Annotated in this window: 14 protein-coding genes; 1 reads left to right on the plus strand and 13 read right to left on the minus strand. The window is 77.2% G+C overall.

Annotated elements, in window-relative coordinates; translation table 11 throughout:
- From D5H78_RS15590 to tkt, 8 genes are all read right to left on the minus strand, one after another.
- Positions 1–1,161 carry a glycosyltransferase family 4 protein gene (locus D5H78_RS15590; protein ID WP_119951428.1) on the minus strand — a complete coding sequence of 387 codons (1,161 nt, stop codon included), beginning with the start codon at positions 1,159–1,161 and terminating at the stop codon, positions 1–3.
- The gene (locus tag D5H78_RS15595; RefSeq protein WP_119951429.1) at positions 1,161–2,417 is read right to left on the minus strand and encodes a glycosyltransferase; all 1,257 of its coding nucleotides are present in this window, start codon (positions 2,415–2,417) and stop codon (positions 1,161–1,163) included. Before D5H78_RS15595 ends, D5H78_RS15590 begins: the two co-directional genes overlap by 1 nt.
- Positions 2,404–3,693: a glycosyltransferase family protein gene (locus tag D5H78_RS15600; RefSeq protein ID WP_119951430.1), complete on the minus strand. Its 1,290-nt coding sequence runs from the start codon at positions 3,691–3,693 to the stop codon at positions 2,404–2,406. The genes D5H78_RS15595 and D5H78_RS15600 overlap by 14 nt, the downstream gene beginning before the upstream one ends.
- A gap of 146 nt (positions 3,694–3,839) precedes the next feature.
- Positions 3,840–4,619, minus strand: a complete 780-nt coding sequence (gene pgl, locus D5H78_RS15605; RefSeq protein WP_119951431.1) for a 6-phosphogluconolactonase — start codon at positions 4,617–4,619, stop codon at positions 3,840–3,842.
- Positions 4,616–5,536, minus strand: a complete 921-nt coding sequence (gene opcA / locus D5H78_RS15610; protein WP_119951432.1) for a glucose-6-phosphate dehydrogenase assembly protein OpcA — start codon at positions 5,534–5,536, stop codon at positions 4,616–4,618. Before opcA ends, pgl begins: the two co-directional genes overlap by 4 nt.
- Positions 5,533–7,056, minus strand: coding sequence for a glucose-6-phosphate dehydrogenase (zwf, locus tag D5H78_RS15615; protein ID WP_119951539.1), 1,524 nt, complete (start codon positions 7,054–7,056; stop codon positions 5,533–5,535). Before zwf ends, opcA begins: the two co-directional genes overlap by 4 nt.
- A gap of 65 nt (positions 7,057–7,121) precedes the next feature.
- On the minus strand, positions 7,122–8,276 hold the full coding sequence (gene tal, locus D5H78_RS15620) for a transaldolase (RefSeq protein ID WP_119951433.1): 1,155 nt from the start codon (positions 8,274–8,276) through the stop codon (positions 7,122–7,124).
- A 53-nt stretch (positions 8,277–8,329) separates the two neighbouring features.
- Entirely contained in the window at positions 8,330–10,426 is a 2,097-nt protein-coding gene (tkt, locus tag D5H78_RS15625; protein ID WP_119951434.1) for a transketolase, read from the minus strand.
- A gap of 263 nt (positions 10,427–10,689) precedes the next feature.
- Between tkt and D5H78_RS15630 the strand changes: the two genes are divergently transcribed.
- The gene (locus D5H78_RS15630) at positions 10,690–11,676 is read left to right on the plus strand and encodes a heme o synthase (protein WP_218566680.1); all 987 of its coding nucleotides are present in this window, start codon (positions 10,690–10,692) and stop codon (positions 11,674–11,676) included.
- Positions 11,677–12,270: 594 nt separating this feature from the next.
- Here the strand turns inward: D5H78_RS15630 and D5H78_RS15635 are convergent.
- From D5H78_RS15635 to D5H78_RS15655, 5 genes are all read right to left on the minus strand, one after another.
- Positions 12,271–13,245 (minus strand): COX15/CtaA family protein, encoded by a 975-nt coding sequence (locus D5H78_RS15635; protein ID WP_218566681.1) that lies wholly within the window; start codon positions 13,243–13,245, stop codon positions 12,271–12,273.
- Between the two features lie 85 nt (positions 13,246–13,330).
- Positions 13,331–14,227, minus strand: coding sequence for an anti-sigma factor (locus tag D5H78_RS15640; protein WP_119951436.1), 897 nt, complete (start codon positions 14,225–14,227; stop codon positions 13,331–13,333).
- On the minus strand, positions 14,214–14,774 hold the full coding sequence (locus D5H78_RS15645; RefSeq protein WP_119951437.1) for an RNA polymerase sigma factor: 561 nt from the start codon (positions 14,772–14,774) through the stop codon (positions 14,214–14,216). The genes D5H78_RS15640 and D5H78_RS15645 overlap by 14 nt, the downstream gene beginning before the upstream one ends.
- A gap of 127 nt (positions 14,775–14,901) precedes the next feature.
- A complete protein-coding gene (locus D5H78_RS15650; protein ID WP_119951438.1) occupies positions 14,902–15,678 on the minus strand; it encodes an ABC transporter permease in 777 nt (258 codons plus the stop codon).
- Positions 15,675–16,598 (minus strand): ABC transporter ATP-binding protein, encoded by a 924-nt coding sequence (locus D5H78_RS15655; protein ID WP_119951439.1) that lies wholly within the window; start codon positions 16,596–16,598, stop codon positions 15,675–15,677. The genes D5H78_RS15650 and D5H78_RS15655 overlap by 4 nt, the downstream gene beginning before the upstream one ends.
- Between the last annotated feature and the right edge of the window lie 8 nt (positions 16,599–16,606).

Genomic DNA, 16,606 nt, shown 5'->3' on the forward strand with positions numbered 1-16,606 from the left:
TCAGGCCACCCCCGCCGCGGGGCCGAGGGCGTGCCCGAGCACGCGGTCGACGACGGCGTCCCACGTGTGCCGCTGCACCGCCGCGGCCCGGCCCGCGCGGGACAGCGCCTGCCTGCGGGCCGGGTCGGCGCGCAGCGCCGCCAGCGCCCGGGCGAGGTCCGCAGCGTCCCCGGGGCGGACGAGCTCGCCGAGCCGCCCGCCGTCGAGCGCCTGCGGCACCTGCCCCACGGCGCTGGCGACGACGGGCAGGCCGGCGGCCAGGTACTCGTACACCTTCAGCGGCGAGAAGTAGCTGCCGTCGAGCGGCGGGTACGGCGCGGTCGCGACGTCCATCCGCTGCAGCAGCGCCGGCACGTCCGGCGGCGCCACGGCCCCCGTGCACTCCACGAGGTGGGCGGTGCCCGCGGCGGTGGCCCGCGCGCGCAGCGCCGCGGCGCACGGGCCGTCGCCCACGAGCAGCAGGCGCCACGAGGGGTCCGTCGCCGCGAGCAGGGCGTGCGCGTCGACGAGGACCTCCGTGCCGTGCCACGGCTTGAGCGTGCCGACGAAGCCGACGACGAAGGGGTCCGGTGCCGCGCGGAACGGCCCCGGGACGACGCGGTCGGCGTCGACGCCGTTGGGCACGGTCACCACGCGCCGGGGGTGCCGGGAGCGCGAGCGCGCCCAGTCGGCGACGGGGTCCGAGACGGCGACGACCGCCGTCGCGGCGGACAGCGCCTCGCGGGCCACCCGCTCGGCGCCGGCGCGGTCCACGAGCTCGCGGTGCTCCGCCTGCTCCTCCACGAGGGGGGCGTTCACCTCGAGCACCGAGGGGACGCCGCGCGCGGCGGCCCACGACGTCGCCGTACGGCCCCAGAGCGCGTACCGCTCCCACAGCAGGTCGAGCGGGCCGAGCCCGTCGAGGAGGCCGGCGACGGCCGCGTCGCTGCGGGTCGCGGCGACCTCGCGCTCGGCCGCGGGGCCCCGGCCCACCGCGGGCAGCGGGTGGACGACGACGCCGTCGAGGTCCGCCGGGGCGGCGCCGCCGGTGCGGGCCGCGAGCAGGTGCACCTCGTGCCCGCGCCGGACCAGCACGCGCAGCACGGCCTGGACGTGGACGGACGCGCCCTTGCCGCCCCACACGGGAACGCCGGGGTCGGTGCAGACGTAGGCGACGCGCATCAGACCGGCACCCCCTGGGCGGCCGGGGCCGCGAAGAGCCCGCGCAGGGCGGCGGCCTGGTGGCGGGCGTCGAACTCGCGCTCGACGAGGGCGCGGGCCGCGACGGCGCAGCGCAGCCGCAGGCCCGGGTCGTCGAGGAAGCGCGCCAGCGCGACGGCCAGGGCGGCCGGGTCGTGCTCCGGGACCAGCAGGCCGGTCGTGCCGTCGGCCACCACCTCGGGGATGCCGGTCACCGGGGTGCCGACGACGGGCGTGCCCAGCGCCATCGCCTCCAGGAGCACCGTCGGCAGGCCGTCGCGGTTGCCGTCCGCGCCCACGACGCAGGGCGCGGCGAAGGCCGCCGCGCCGGCGACGAGCTCGCGCACCCGGTGCTGCGGCTGCGCGCCGTGCAGGTGCACCCGCTCCTGCAGGCGCAGGGCGGCGACCTGCGCCCGCAGCGGCGCCTCCAGCGGGCCGGTGCCGACGAGGTCGAGCGCGACGTCGCGCCCGTCGGCGGCGAGCAGGGCGACCGCGTCCAGGAGGTCCTCGAAGCCCTTCTTCTCGACGAGCCGCCCGACCGCCACCAGCCGGTCCGGCCGGGACGCCGGGGAGGACCACCGGAACGCGTCGAGGTCGAGGCCGTTGTAGACCCGGCGCACCCGGGCCGCCGCGGGCCCGTACGCCGCCCGCAGGTGGGCCAGGTTGAACTCGCTGACGGTCACCACGGCGGCGGCGTCGGCGAGCTTGCGGCGCAGGTCGGCGGGCTCGACGTCGTCGTGGAAGATGTCCTTGGCGTGGGCCGTGAAGGTGTACGGCACGCCGGTGAGCCGGGCGGCCAGCCGCGCGACCGTCGTGGCGACCGACCCGAAGTGCGCGTGCAGGTGCGTGATGCCCCGCTCCCGGACCGCGACGGCGAGCTGCACGGCCTGCAGGGCGTCGACGACGTCGACGGCGAGCAGCTCCCCGAGGTGCCCGTCGAGGCCCGGCAGCACCGGCCGGGCCGCGGCGAGGACGCCCCAGGCGTCGGCGGCGCGCAGCCCGCTGTGGCGCAGGTAGGTCACCGGCGCCCGCACCCGGGACAGCGCCTCGTGGAACCGGCCGTCGGCCGGCGGGCGCAGCGAGAAGACCTCGACGGCGGTCCCGGCCGCCTCGACCGCGAGCAGCTCGGTGACGACGAACGTCTCGGAGAACCGGGGGTACATCTTCAGCACGTAGCCGACGCGCGGCGCGGCGCCCTGCGGGTCGGCGGGCGTCGGGTGCGGGTCAGACGGCGACATCGGCGAGCTCCTCGGTGGCGGTGACGTGCAGGGTGGCGAGGCCGGCGGGGACCACGGGGGCGGCGGCGGGGGCGGGGCGCCGGCGCGGCGGGGCGGAGAGCAGCTCCCGGGCCAGGACGGGGACGCGGGCCAGCCCGTCGAGGTCGATGCCGGCGTCCCGGCGCCGGGGTCGGACGACCGCGGCGCGCAGCCAGGTGCCGAGCTGCTCGGGGCCGGCGACGTCGGGGGTGAGGACGTCGACGAGGCCGAGGGACTGCAGGCGCCGGGCCCGCACCAGCTGCTCGGCGCGCGGCGCCGTGCGCGGCACGACGAGCGCCGGTCGCCCGGCGGCGAGCAGCTCGCAGACGCTGTTGTAGCCGCCCATGGACACCACCGCCGCCGCGCCGTCGACCCACTCCTCGGCGTCGGTCACGAGGTCCAGGACCCGCACGCCCGGGCCGGCGGCGCGGCGCAGCGCGGCGCGGGCCTGCGGGCGCATGTACGGCCCCGTGAGCACCACCCCGGTGTGGCCCGGCGGCAGCGGGGCGCGCACGAAGGCGTCGGCGAGCTCGTAGCCGTCCTGGCCGCCGCCCACGGTGCACAGCACGTACGGCCCCGCGGGCCGGCCCTGGCGCCCGGAGGGGCGGGTGCGCAGCGCGGTCCCCTCGCCGCGGCCCCGGGCCAGGTAGCCGGTGCTGCGCACCTTCGCCGCCACCTCCGGGGGCAGGGCGTACTCGCGCACCGGGTCGTACACCGCCGGGTCGCCGTAGACCCACACGGCGTCGTAGTGGCGCTCCAGCGCCGCCGTCGTGCCCGCGGCGTCCCACTCGCGCCGCGCGACGTCCGGCGCGTCGAGCACCTCGCGCAGCCCGAGGACGACGCGCGTGCTCGCGGGCAGCGACGCCAGGGCGTGGTCGAGCTCGCCGTCGACGCCGCGCGCGACCTTGTCCACGACGAGCAGGTCCGGCGCGAAGGCGGTCAGGGCGGCCTGCAGGATCCGCGCGCGCAGCTCCAGCAGCTCGGGCAGCGACGTCGCGAGGGCGCGCGGGGCGTACCGGCCCCGCTCGTCCTTGCGCAGCGTCGGCAGGGTGAGGACGTCGGTGTGCGGCGGGAGCGGCAGGGACGTCGCCTCGGGCGCGCCGGTCAGCAGCAGGACGTCGGTGCGCGGCTCGGCCGCCACGAGGGCGGCGGCCAGCGCGACGTTGCGCCGCACGTGGCCGAGCCCCTGCGTGTCGTGCGAGTAGAGCGCGACGCGGCGCCGCGGCGGTGACGGGGGGCGGACCTCGAGGGTGCTCATGGGGTGCGCTCCTGCGGCTCGGGAGGCGCCGGGGCTCCGGCGTCACCCGTACGCTGCCGCCCGTCCATGACACCGACGTGAGCCGTCCATGAGAGCCCCCTCATGCGCCCGCCGCTCCCGGTCCCCGGCCGCGGCGGGCGCCCCCGCTAGGGCGAGGCGGGGCGCGCGAGGTCGCGCGGGAGCCGCGCGGCGGCGGCCTGGTCGAGCAGCCACAGGGTGCGCCGGCCCCGCGCGCCGGCGGCGGGGACCTGCACCTCGCCGGCGCCGCCCAGCGCCAGGCCGACCGCCCCGGCCTTCTCCTCGCCCGCGGCGAGCAGCCACACCTCGCGCGCCGCCCGGATGGCCGGCAGCGTCAGCGACACCCGCAGCGGTGGGGGCTTCGGGGCGCCGCGCACGCCGACGACCGCGCGCTCCTGCTCGTACAGCGCCGGCTGGCCCGGGAAGAGCGAGGCCACGTGCGCGTCGGGGCCGACCCCGAGCATGAGCACGTCGAACTGGGGCACCGGAGCGTGGTCCTCGGAGCGGGCGTGCCGGGCCAGCTCGTCGGCGTAGAGCGCCGCCGCCTCGTCGACGTCGCGCGCCCCGCCGTCCGCGGCCGGCACGGCGTGCACGTGCTCGGGCGGGAGCGGCACGTGGTCGAGCAGCGCGCCGCGCGCCCCCACCTCGTTGCGCTCCTGCGAGTCCGCGGGGACGAACCGCTCGTCGCCCCACCACACGTGCAGGCGGGCCCAGTCCACCGCGTCGCGGGCGGGGGAGGCGGCCAGCTCGGCCAGCACCCGCGTGCCGATGCCGCCCCCGGTGAGGACGACGTGCGCGGTGCCGCGCGAGGCCTGCGCGTCGACGAGCCGGGTGACCAGGCGCGCCGCCACCGCGCGCGCCAGCAGGGGCGCGTCGCGGTGGACGACGACGGGTGCGCCGGTGCTCACGAGCCGGCGGCCGCGAGCGAGCGGCGCAGGGCGGCGAGCGTGGCGCCGTACGTGTCGTCGGGGTCGAGCCGGCGCAGCTCCTCCGCGACGAGGTCGGCCGTCCCGCGGCGCGGCAGCGCCACCGTGCGCTCGACCTGCCCCGGCCGGGTCAGCAGGGCCTGGCGCCCGTCGCTGCGCGAGAGCGTGATCGGCCCCGCCGACGTGCGCAGCGACACCTCGGTGATGCCGGGGCCCTGCGAGGAGCGCCGCTCCACGGGCACCCCGAGCCGGTCGCCCAGCCACGCGGCCAGCAGCTCCGCGCTCGGGTTGCCCTCCTCGGCGCAGACGAGGACGCCCTCGACGGGCTCGTACGGCTCGTCGAGCGCCGAGGCCAGCTGGGTGCGCCAGGACGTCGTGCGGGTCCACGCCAGGTCGGTGTCGCCCGGGCGGTGGTTGTCCGCGCGGCGGCGCAGCTCCGCCAGCGGGTCGGCGCAGCCCGCCGCGTCGGTGACCCGGCGCTGGGCGAGCGCGCCCAGCGGGTCCTCGGCCGGCACCTGCGGCGCCTCGCCCGCCCACCACGTGACGACCGGGGCGTCGGGCAGCAGCAGCGGCAGGACCACGCTGTCCGCGTGGTCGGCCAGCGGCCCGTACATGCGCAGCAGCACGACCTCGCCGGGCCCGCTCTCCCCGCCGACGCGCACCTCGGCGTCGAGGCGGACCGCGTCGCGCCCCGGGCGGCGGATGGCGATGAGGATGCGCGAGGGGTGCTCGCGGGCGGCCGCGGTGGCCGCGCGCATCGCGTCGTAGTGGTCGCGCTCGTCGGTGGCGATGACGAGCGTGAGCACCATGCCCATCGCGGGGCTGCCCGAGCGGCGGCGCGCGTCGAGCATCGCGCTGCCGATGCCCGCGGCCGTCGTGTCGACGAGGTCGATGATCACGGTCGCCTCCAGGTCCGGCCCTCGCGGGCGAGCATCGCGTCGGCGCCCTTCGGGCCCCAGGTGCCCGAGGCGTACTGCTCGGGCTGGCCCTGCGTGGCCCAGAACTCCTCGATCGGGTCGAGGATCTCCCAGGAGCGCTCGACCTCCTCGTGCCGCGGGAAGAGCGGCGGGTCGCCGAGCAGGACGTCGAGGATGAGGCGCTCGTACGCCTCCGGGCTCGACTCGGTGAAGGACTCGCCGTAGGCGAAGTCCATCGTCACGTCGCGCACCTCCATCGAGGTGCCGGGCACCTTCGAGCCGAAGCGCACGGTGATGCCCTCGTCGGGCTGGACCCGGATGACGAGCGCGTTGGCGCCGAGCTCCTCGACGGCGGTGCGGTTGAACGGCAGGTGCGGGGCGCGCTGGAACATCAGCGCGATCTCGGTGACCCGCCGCCCGAGCCGCTTGCCGGTGCGCAGGTAGAACGGCACGCCGGCCCAGCGCCGGGTGTCGATCTCGAGCTTGACCGCGGCGTACGTCTCCGTGGTGCTCCCCGAGGGGATGCCCTCCTCCTGCAGGTAGCCGCGCACGGGGGAGCCGCCCTGCCAGCCCTCCGCGTACTGCCCGCGGGCCGTCGCCTGGGACAGGTCCTCGGGCAGCTGCACCGCGCCGAGCACCTTGAGCTTCTCCAGGCGCAGGTCGCGCGCGGCGAAGGAGACCGGCTCCTCCATCGCGGTGAGCGCCAGCAGCTGCAGCAGGTGGTTCTGGATGACGTCGCGGGCCGCGCCGATGCCGTCGTAGTAGCCGGCGCGCCCGCCGATGCCGATGTCCTCGGCCATGGTGATCTGCACGTGGTCGACGAAGGAGCGGTTCCAGACCGGCTCGAACATCGCGTTGGCGAACCGCAGCGCCAGGATGTTCTGGACCGTCTCCTTGCCGAGGTAGTGGTCGATCCGGAACACCGAGTTGACCGGGAAGACGTCGGCGACGAGCGCGTTGAGCTCGCGCGCGGACGCCAGGTCGTGCCCGAACGGCTTCTCGATGACCACCCGCCGCCACGCCCCGGGCCGCTCCTCGGCGAGCCCGTGCTTCTTCAGCTGCTGCGTGACGTGCGGGAAGAACTTCGGCGGGATCGACAGGTAGAAGGCGTGGTTGCCCCCCGTGCCCCGCTCCTCGTCGAGCTCGCGGATCGTGCGCCCGAGGGTCTCGAACGCCGCGTCGTCGTCGAACTCGCCGGGCACGAACCGGCAGCCGGCCGCGAGCTGGTTCCAGACCTCCTCGCGGTACGGCGTGCGCGCGTGCTCCTTCACCGCGTCGTGCACGACCTGGGCGAAGTCCTGGTCCTCCCAGTCGCGGCGGGCGAACCCGACGAGCGAGAAGCCCGGCGGCAGCAGGCCGCGGTTGGCGAGGTCGTAGATCGCCGGCATGAGCTTCTTGCGGGCCAGGTCGCCGGTGACGCCGAAGATGACGAGCCCGCAGGGCCCGGCGACGCGGGGGAGGCGCCGGTCCGCGACGTCGCGCAGCGGGTTGCTGCGCGGCAGGGCGTCGGCGCCCCCGGCCCCGGCGCCCCCCGTGCCCTCGGAGGTGTCCTCGGAGGTGCCCGCGCTCACTTGCCGCGCGCCTCGTCCAGCGCGGCCTGCGTGCTCTCCAGCAGCTCGGCCCAGGCCTGCTCGAACTTCTGCACGCCCTCCTCCTCGAGCACCCGCACGACGTCGTCGTAGTCGACGCCCGCCGCGGCGAGCCGGTCGAGGACCCCGTGCGCGTCGGCGTAGCTCGCGGAGACCGTGTCGCCGCGGACCTGCCCGTGGTCGGCGACGGCCTGCAGGGTGGCCTCGGGCATGGTGTTGACGGTGCCGGGCGCGACGAGCTCGATGACGTAGCGGGTGTCGTCCATCGACGGGTCCTTGACCCCCGTGGAGGCCCACAGGGGGCGCTGCGTCCGCGCGCCCGCCGCCTCCAGCGCCTTCCAGCGCTCGCCGGCGACGACCTCCTCGTACGCCTCGTAGGCCAGCCGCGCGTTGGCGATGGCCGCCGCGCCGCGCAGGCCCTGCGCGTCCTCGGAGCCGAGCTTCTCCAGCCGCTTGTCGATCTCGGTGTCGACCCGGCTCACGAAGAACGAGGCGACCGACTCGATGCGCGAGAGGTCGTGCCCGGCCGCGCGGGCCCGCTCGAGCCCGGTGAGCCACGCGTCGAGGACCGCCTTGTAGCGCTCGAGGCTGAAGATGAGGGTCACGTTGACGCTGATGCCCTCGGCCAGCGCCTGGCTGATCGCCGGCAGGCCGTCCTGCGTCGCCGGGATCTTGATGTAGAGGTTCGGGCGGTCCACCAGCCACCACAGCGCCCGCGCCTCGGCGGCGGTGCGCTCCGCCTCGTGCGCCAGGCGCGGGTCGACCTCGATCGACACCCGCCCGTCGCGCCCGCCGGTCGCGTCGAAGACGGGCCGCAGCACGTCGCAGGCCCACCGCACGTCGTACGTGGTGAGGGCCCGCACCGCCTCCTCGACGTCCACGCCGCGCACGGCCAGGTCGCGGACCTGGTCGGCGTACACCGCGCCGTCGGAGAGGGCCTTCTGGAAGATGCTCGGGTTGGTGGTCACGCCGACGACGTGCCGGTCGCGGACCAGGCCCGCCAGGTTGCCGGTGATGAGCCGCTGGCGGCTCAGGTCGTCGAGCCACACCGCCACCCCCGCCGCGCTGAGCGCGGCGAGGGCGTCGGTGGCGGCGGAGTCGGAGACGGTCTGGGTTCCGCTGGCGTCTGCCATGGGAGGGGCTCCTTCGCGCTGCTGCTGCCGGCCTGCGGGGACGCTCGGGGGAGTCAGTTCCCCGTCGTCGACCCCTTGATGACGCCCGCCTTGTCGAGGGCGGCGTGCGCGGCCGCCACGACGCGGTCGCGGGTGAACCCGAACTGCTCGTAGAGCACCGTGTAGGGCGCGCTGGCCCCGAAGTGCTCGATGCTCACGGTCTGGCCGACCTCGCCGACCCACTCGCGCCACGGCATGGCGATGCCCGCCTCGACGCTCACCCGGGCGGCCGCCGACGGCGGCAGGACCTGCTGCTGGTACGCCCGGTCCTGGGCGCGGAACCACTCCATGCAGGGCATCGAGACCACGCGGGTCGGCGTGCCCTCGGACTCGAGCTGCTCGCGGGCGTCGAGGGCGATCTGCACCTCCGAGCCGGTCGCGATGAGCACGACCTGCGGCAGGGCGGTCGAGGCCTCGGCGAGGACGTACGCCCCCTTGGCCGTGCCCTCCGCCGAGCCGAGCACCTCGCGGTCGAGGGTCGGCACGTTCTGGCGGGTGAGCGCGAGGCCGGCGGGGCGGTCGGTGTGCTCGAGGATCGTGCGCCAGGCCACCGCGGTCTCGTTGGCGTCGGCCGGGCGGACCACGTCGAGCCCGGGGATGGCCCGCAGCGCCGCGAGCTGCTCGATCGGCTGGTGCGTCGGGCCGTCCTCGCCGAGCCCGATGGAGTCGTGCGTCCAGACGTACGTCACCGGCAGCTGCATGAGCGCGGCGAGGCGCACCGAGGGGCGCATGTAGTCCGAGAACACGAGGAACGTGCCGCCGTAGACGCGGGTGCCGCCGTGCAGGGCGATGCCGTTCATGATCGCGCCCATGGCGTGCTCGCGGATGCCGAAGTGCAGCACGCGCCCGTACGGCCCGCCCTGCCACTCCTTGGTCTGGTGCTCCGCCGGGACGAACGAGGGCTCGCCCTTGGGCGTGGTGTTGTTGCTCTCGGCCAGGTCCGCCGAGCCGCCCCACAGCTCCGGCAGCACCGGCGCGATGGCGCTGAGGACCTCGCCGGAGGCCTTGCGGGTCGCCATGCCCTTGGGGTCGGCGGGGAAGACCGGCAGCGCCTGCGTCCACCCGTCGGGCAGGCGGCGCTGCTGCATCCGCTCGTGCAGGGCCAGCCGGTCGCCCGCCTCGGCGGCCCAGGCGTCGTAGCGCTGCTGCCAGGCGGCGTGCGCCTCGCGGCCGCGGCGCACGACGTCGCGGGCGTGCTCGAGCACCTCGGTGGAGACCTCGAAGCTCTGCAGCGGGTCGAAGCCGAGCAGCTCCTTCGTCGCCTTGACCTCGTCGGCGCCGAGCGCGGAGCCGTGGATCTTGCCGGTGCCCTGCTTGTTCGGCGCCGGGTAGCCGATGACCGTCTTGAGGGCGATGAAGCTGGGCCGCGAGGTCTCGGCGCGCGCGGCCTCCAGGGCCGCCGCGACCGCCTGCACGTCCTCGCCGTCCTCGACGAACTGGGTGTGCCAGCCGTACGCCTCGTAGCGCGCGACGACGTCCTCGGTGAACGCGATGTCGGTGTCGTCCTCGATGGAGATCGAGTTGTGGTCCCAGACCACGACGAGGTTGCCGAGCTGCTGGTGCCCGGCGAGCGAGGACGCCTCGGCGCTCACGCCCTCCTGCAGGTCGCCGTCGGAGGCGATGCACCAGATCGTGTGGTCGAAGGGGCTCTCGCCGGCCGCGGCGTCGGGGTCCAGCAGCCCGCGCTCGCGGCGGGCGGCCATCGCCATGCCCACCGCGTTGCCGACGCCCTGCCCCAGCGGGCCGGTCGTCGTCTCCACGCCCGCGGTGTGGCCGTGCTCGGGGTGGCCCGGGGTGAGCGAGCCCCAGGTGCGCAGCTGCTTGAGGTCGTCGAGCTCGAGGCCGTAGCCGGAGAGGTAGAGCTGGATGTAGAGCGTGAGGCTCGAGTGCCCGGCCGACAGGACGAAGCGGTCGCGGCCCGGCCACGCGGGGTCCGTGGGGTCGTGGCGCAGGAAGCGCTGGAACAGCGTGTACGCCACCGGCGCGAGGCTCATCGCCGTGCCGGGGTGGCCGTTGCCGACCTTCTCCACCGCGTCCATGGCCAGCACGCGGACGGTGTCCACGGCGCGCCGGTCGGTGTCGGTCCACTGCAGGGCGGGCTTCTCGCTCACGAGCCTGTCACGGTCCTCTCGTCGCGCCGGCGCTGGGGCCGTCGCACCAGGTCGGCAGCGGGGGAGGGGCAGGCGCCGCCCTCCCGCTGCGCAGGGCTGCCGAGGCACCGTTGCCCGGCCAGCCGCGAGCCTACTCGTGAGGGGTGACACACCGGTCCGGGCGGTGCGCGGGAGGTGGGGGCCGGACGGCCGCGGATAGAGTGGACGCCGTCCGGCCCTGGTGCGCGACGGCGCGCCGCCCCCTCCGCAGCATCGAGGTGCCCGTGCCCGCAATCGACCCCCGGCCCCGCGTCGAGGACGGTCCGCGGGTGCCCGCGGGCGCGACGGCGTCCCCGGTCGACCCGGCGCCCGCCCGGCGGGGCGGCCGGCGGCGCAAGCTGGGCGCGTACGTCGCCCTCACCAAGCCGCGGATCATCGAGCTGCTGCTCGTCACGACGGTCCCCACGATGGTGCTCGCCGAGCGGGGGCTGCCCGACCTGCTCCTCGTCCTCGCGACCCTCGTCGGCGGCACGCTGGCGGCCGGCAGCGCGAACACGCTCAACTGCTACCTCGACCGCGACATCGACAAGGTCATGCACCGCACGAGCGGGCGCCCGCTCGTGACCGGGGCGGTCACCCCGCGCGAGGCGCTCACCTCGGGGGTGCTCCTGGGCGTGGCCTCGGTCCTGTGGCTGGGCCTGGTCGTCAACTGGCTCGCGGCGGGGCTGGCCCTCGCCGCGATCGCCTTCTACGTCGTCGTCTACACCCTCGGCCTCAAGCGGCGGACGCCGCAGAACATCGTCTGGGGCGGTGCCGCCGGGTGCATGCCCGTGCTCATCGGCTGGGCGGCGGTCATCGGGTCGCTGTCGTGGGCCCCGGTCGTGCTCTTCGCCGTCATCTTCTTCTGGACCCCGCCGCACTACTGGCCGCTGTCCCTGCGCTACGCGGAGGACTACGGGCGGGCCGGCGTCCCGATGCTGGGCGTCGTCGCCGACGAGGCCGTCGTGACGCGCCGGGTGCTGGTCTACAGCTACGTCATGGTCGCCGTCTCCCTGCTGCTGTGGCCGGTGGCCCCCACCGGCTGGCTGTACGGCGCCCTCGCCCTCGTCCTCGGCGCCGCCTTCCTCCTCGAGGCGCACCGCCTCGACCGCCGCGCCCGCCGCGGCCTGCGCGGGCGCGAGCTCGGCCCGATGCGCCTCTTCCACGGGTCGATCAGCTACCTCACGCTGCTGTTCGTGGCGATCGCCCTGGACCCGCTGCTCCTGGGCTGAGCCCTCCTCGCCCCGCACCCCGGGGCGCGTGCGAGGGCTGGTGCGGCTGTGCCGGACCGCGGCTCCGCCGGTCCCGCTCGCGGCGCCGGGCGCGCCCCGTGCCCGGTCCGCACGCGCAGCGGGCGGCTGGTGCTCCTCGCCCGGCGCGTGATCGCCGAGCCGCCGCGACACGCCGGGCGCTGGGCGCGCAGGGAGGCAATCGCGGGCGGTCCGCACGCGCGTACGGCCTCCGCCACGAGAGGTGACGCGCGCCGTCCACCCTCCGCGCTGACCGGGCCTGCAGCCGGCGACCGTACGAGGACCTCCAGGGGCCCGGGTCGCGCTCGCGGGGCAGGCCCTGTCCGCTTCGCACCTGCAGCGCACGGCGTGTCGCGCGAGCAGGCGGGGGGCACGCCGTCCCCGGGCAGCCCGTCGGGTGCGCGAACCGGGCAGGCGCGTGCGCCGGGGGCCGACCCGGGACCGACGCCGGGTGCCCGGCACCGGCGAGTACGAGCCCGGCGACCGTGCCGCGGTCCGTCCCGGCGGTCGCGGGCGCCCGTCCGTACCGGCGGCCGGCGAGTCCGCGAGCGTCCCCGCGACGGCCGCCCGCGCGCCTCAGCGCGCCCGCGGCACCGTGAGGGGGCGCTCGAGGGGGTCGGGGGCGTCGAGGTCCAGCGGCGCGGGCCCGGGGACGGCGCCGCGGCCGGACAGGCTGTCCTGGGCGCGGACCGTGGCGACGACGAGCAGGGCGGAGCCGAGCATGTGCGCGGCGACGAGGGCGACGGGCAGGTCGGTGGCGTACTGGACGAAGCCGATCGCGCCCTGGCCGAGCTGCACGCCGAGCACCCAGGCCCAGGCGCGGCGGGCGGCGGCGGGGGCGCCGAGCGCTTGCAGCGCGACGAGGGTGGCGGCGGTGAGGCCGACGAGCAGGAAGACGGCGTCGGCGTGCAGCTGGGTCACCGCGGCCGGGTCCAGGCCGTTGCGCGGCACGTCGGCGTCGCCGGCGTGCGGGCCGCTGCCGGTGACGACGGTGCCGAGGACGACGACGGCGCCGAGCACGCCGAGCTGGGCCCGGCCGAGCAGCAGCATCGGGCGCGGCACGAGCGGGCGGGCCGGGCCACCGCCGTCGCGGGTGCGCCGCACGAGCAGCGTCGACACCGCCACGAGCACCGAGCTGGCCAGGAAGTGCAGCCCGACCGTCCACGGGTTGAGTTGGGTGAGCACCGTGATGCCGCCGATGACGGCCTGCGCCGGGATCCCGAGGAAGCTCAGCAGGGCGAGGCGGCGCCAGTCCCGGCGCACCGGCCGGTGCTGCCAGGCCGCGACGAGGGTGGCGAGGGCGACGGCCGCGAGGACGTACGTCAGCAGCCGGTTGCCGAACTCGATGGCGCCGTGGACGCCGTACTCGGGGGTGGGGGTCCAGGACTCGTCGACGCAGCGCGGCCAGGTGGAGCAGCCGAGCCCCGACCCGGTGAGCCGCACCGCGGCCCCGGTGACGACGATCCCCACCTGCGCGACGAGGTTGGCGACGGCGAGGCGGCGCACGACCGCGCTGGCGCCCAGCGGGGCGAGGCGGGACGTCCTGGTCACGGCCGGTACGGGCTCCTCGGGCACCTCGTCATCGTAGGTCGCCCGTCCGGGGCCGGCCCGTCCGGACCGGCCCCGGTGGCGGACCTCACGCTCGCAGCTCGCCGCGGACGATGCTGTCGCTCGAGTGCGCGGGGTCCCCGTCGAACGGCTCCAGCGACAGGTCGACGAGCGGGTAGTCGCCGATGTCGAGGGACTCGGGGACCGGGAAGGAGCCCGACCCGCCCTGGAGCACGCCCAGGGACACGAGCCGGCCGGCCTCGGCGTCGAGGAGCCAGACCTCCGTGTAGCCGTCGCCGGTGCTCAGGCCCGACGCGGTGACGACGAGGCGCCGGCCGTCGCCGCCGCGCTCGAGGACCGCCTCGCCCGTGCCGGTGCGCTCGGGGAGCGGGGCGAGCTCGGCGCGGGCCTCGACCGCCACGGGCGGCGCGGCGGGCCCGCCCGGGTCGTCGCGCAGCAGCGCGCTGCCCCCGGCCCCGGCGACCACCCCGACCACGCCCGCGGCGACCGCGAGCAGCGCGGCCCGGCTGCGGGCCACCCCGCGCCGCCCGCCCCCGCCCCCGCCGGGACGGCGCCGGTGGCGCACGACGCCCAGGTGGTCGCGGTGGTCTCCGTGGTCCCCGTGGTCCCGGTGCCCGCCCGCGGCGGCAGCGTCCCCGTGCACGCCCCGCCCGTCCGGGCGCGCCCCGCCGAGCAGGACCGGCGGCGGGGGCGGCACCCGCTCGCCGGCGGGTCGCGCGGGCGCGGCGCCCAGGGCGAGCTCGGCGGCCACGGCGTCCCACACCCGGGCCGGCGGCTCCTCCACGCGCCGCGCCCGCGCGTCGGGGGCCGACCGGGCGGCGTCGACCACGCCGCGCAGCGACGCCAGCTCCGCCCCGCAGGCGCGGCACGCCGCGAGGTGCGCCGCGTCGAGGCCCTCGACGTCCTCGCCGAGGGCGTGCAGGGCGAGCAGGTCGACCGGCACGTGCGCGTCACCGGGGACCACGGTCGACCTCCAACCTGGTGCGCAGCCGCTCGAGCGAGCGGCGGACGTGGCTCTTGACGGTGCCGAGCGGCAGGTCGAGCTGCTCGGCGATCTGGCGGTGCGTGAGGTCGCCCCAGAAGGCGAGCTCGAGGATGCTGCGCTGCGGCTGGCCGAGGCGCGCGACCTCGTCCTCGATGATCACCCGGTCCGCGACGGCGTCGACGGGCGGGGGCACCTCGAGCGCCGGCGCGACCGCGGCGGCCGCGTCGACGAGGCGCCGCTCCCGTGCGCGCCGCTCGTGCGCGTCGGCGAGCTTGTGCCGGGTGATGCCGAGCAGCCAGGCCGGCAGGGCGGAGGCCGCGGGGTCGTACCGCAGCCGGCCCCGCCACGCGTCGACGAACACCTGCTGGGTGACGTCCTCGGCGTCGCTGCGGTCGCCCAGCGAGCGCAGGGCGACGGTGTGCACGAGCCCGGACCAGCGGGCGTACGCCTCCCGCAGGCACGCCTCGTCGCCCGCGCAGAAGCCGGCCCCGACCTCCGCGTCGCTCAGCACGTCGGGAGCGACCACGACGGGGACGCTACCGGTGCTGGTGGCCACGGCGGTGCTCACACCCGGGTTTCGGCGCGGAGGGGTCACGCGGATGCGTCTCCCCGGGCGTGCTCATGGTCACTCGCGGTCACGCGGACGCCGCGGGTCACTCCCAGCGGAAGGCCCGGGCGGCGGCGGCCACCGCGGCCACCGCCCAGGCGGTGAGCACCGCGAGCGGGCCCCACGGCGTGCCCGTGGCGCCGGACCCGCCGGCGTCGAGCGCGGCGCGCAGGCCCTCGGTGAGCGCTCCGACCGGGGTCAGCGCGAACAGCCCCTGCACCGCCTCGGGGTACTGCGCGAGCGGCACCGCGACGCCGCCGACCGCCACGAGGACGAGGTACGCGAGGTTGGCCACGGCGAGCGTCGCCTCCGCGCGCAGCGTGCCGGCCATGAGCAGGGCGAGCCCGGAGAAGGCGGCGGTGCCGAGGGCGAGCAGGAGCACCGCGAGCAGCGGCTCCCCGCGCGCCTGCCAGCCGAGGGCGAGCGCCGCGCCGACGAGCAGCACGACCTGGAGCACCTCGACGGCCACGACGCTGAGCGTCTTGCCGGCCACCAGCCCCGCCTTGGGCAGCGGGGACGCCGCGAGGCGCTTGAGGACGCCGTAGCGGCGCTCGAAGCCCGTGCCGATCGCCTGGCCGGTGAAGGCGGTGGACAGCGCCGCGAGGGCCAGCACGCCCGGCAGGGCGACCTCGACGCGCTCGCCGGGGCCCAGGTCGACCGCCGTGGTGAGGACCAGCCCGAGCAGCGCGGCGAGCGGGATGACGAGGGTGATGAGCAGCTGCTCGCCGTTGCGCAGCAGGAGCCGCAGCTCGAGCCCGGCCTGGGCGAGCACGCGCCGGGGCAGCGGCGCCGCCCCGGGCCGCGGGACGAAGGAGAGGCTCACGCGCGCAGCTCCCGGCCGGTGAGCTCGAGGAAGACGTCCTCGAGGGTGCGCCGGCCGACGCTGAGCCCCTCGGGCATGACGCCGTGCGCCGCGCACCACGCGGTGACGGTGGCGAGCAGCTGCGGGCCCATCGGGCCCTCGACGAGGTACTGGCCGCGGGCGGGCTCGCTGGCCCGGCAGCCCTCGGGCAGCGCGAGGAGCAGCCCGGCGAGGTCGAGCGAGGGCGGCCCGCTGAAGCGCAGCGCGTCCTCGGCGCCGGTGGTGGTGAGCACCGCGGGGCTGCCCTCGGCGACGACGCGGCCGTGGTCGACGACGACGACGTGGTCGGCGAGCCGCTCGGCCTCGTCCATGTGGTGGGTGGTGAGCACGACGGCGACCCCGTCGGCGCGCAGCGCCTCGACGAGCTCCCAGGTGGCGCGGCGCGCCTGCGGGTCGAGCCCGGCGGTCGGCTCGTCGAGGAAGACGAGCTCGGGGCGGCCCACGACCGCGAGGGCGAGCGCGAGGCGCTGCTGCTGCCCGCCGGACATCCGGCGGTACGGCGTCCGCCCCAGCCCGCCGAGGCCCAGCCGCTCGACGAGGGCGTCGACGTCCAGGGGGTGCGCGTGCAGCCGGGCGACGTGGCGCAGCATCTCGGTGCCGCGCGAGGACGGGTAGACGCCGCCCTGCTGGAGCATGACGCCCACCCGGGGGCGCAGCCGGTGCCCGTCGCGCACCGGGTCGAGGCCGAGGACCCGCACGGTGCCGGCGTCCGGGGCGCGGTAGCCCTCGCAGCACTCGACGGTGGTCGTCTTGCCCGCCCCGTTGGGGCCGAGGACCGCGGTGACGGCCCCCCGGGCGACGGTGAGGGACAGCCCGTCGACGGCGGTGACCGCGCCGTACCGCTTGACGAGGTCGACGACCTCGACCGCGGGCAGACCCATGGCGCCCG

Source organism: Vallicoccus soli (assembly GCF_003594885.1).
Taxonomy (GTDB): domain Bacteria; phylum Actinomycetota; class Actinomycetes; order Motilibacterales; family Motilibacteraceae; genus Vallicoccus; species Vallicoccus soli.

What these genes read in the sequence shown, in the direction of transcription:
- D5H78_RS15595 (WP_119951429.1), bottom strand. Translation starts at nt 2,417, where the DNA reads ATGTCGCCGTCTGACCCGCACCCGACGCCCGCCGACCCGCAGGGCGCC.
- D5H78_RS15655 (WP_119951439.1), bottom strand. Translation starts at nt 16,598, where the DNA reads ATGGGTCTGCCCGCGGTCGAGGTCGTCGACCTCGTCAAGCGGTACGGC.
- D5H78_RS15590 (WP_119951428.1), bottom strand. Translation starts at nt 1,161, where the DNA reads ATGCGCGTCGCCTACGTCTGCACCGACCCCGGCGTTCCCGTGTGGGGC.
- D5H78_RS15600 (WP_119951430.1), bottom strand. Translation starts at nt 3,693, where the DNA reads ATGAGCACCCTCGAGGTCCGCCCCCCGTCACCGCCGCGGCGCCGCGTC.
- tal (WP_119951433.1), bottom strand. Translation starts at nt 8,276, where the DNA reads ATGGCAGACGCCAGCGGAACCCAGACCGTCTCCGACTCCGCCGCCACC.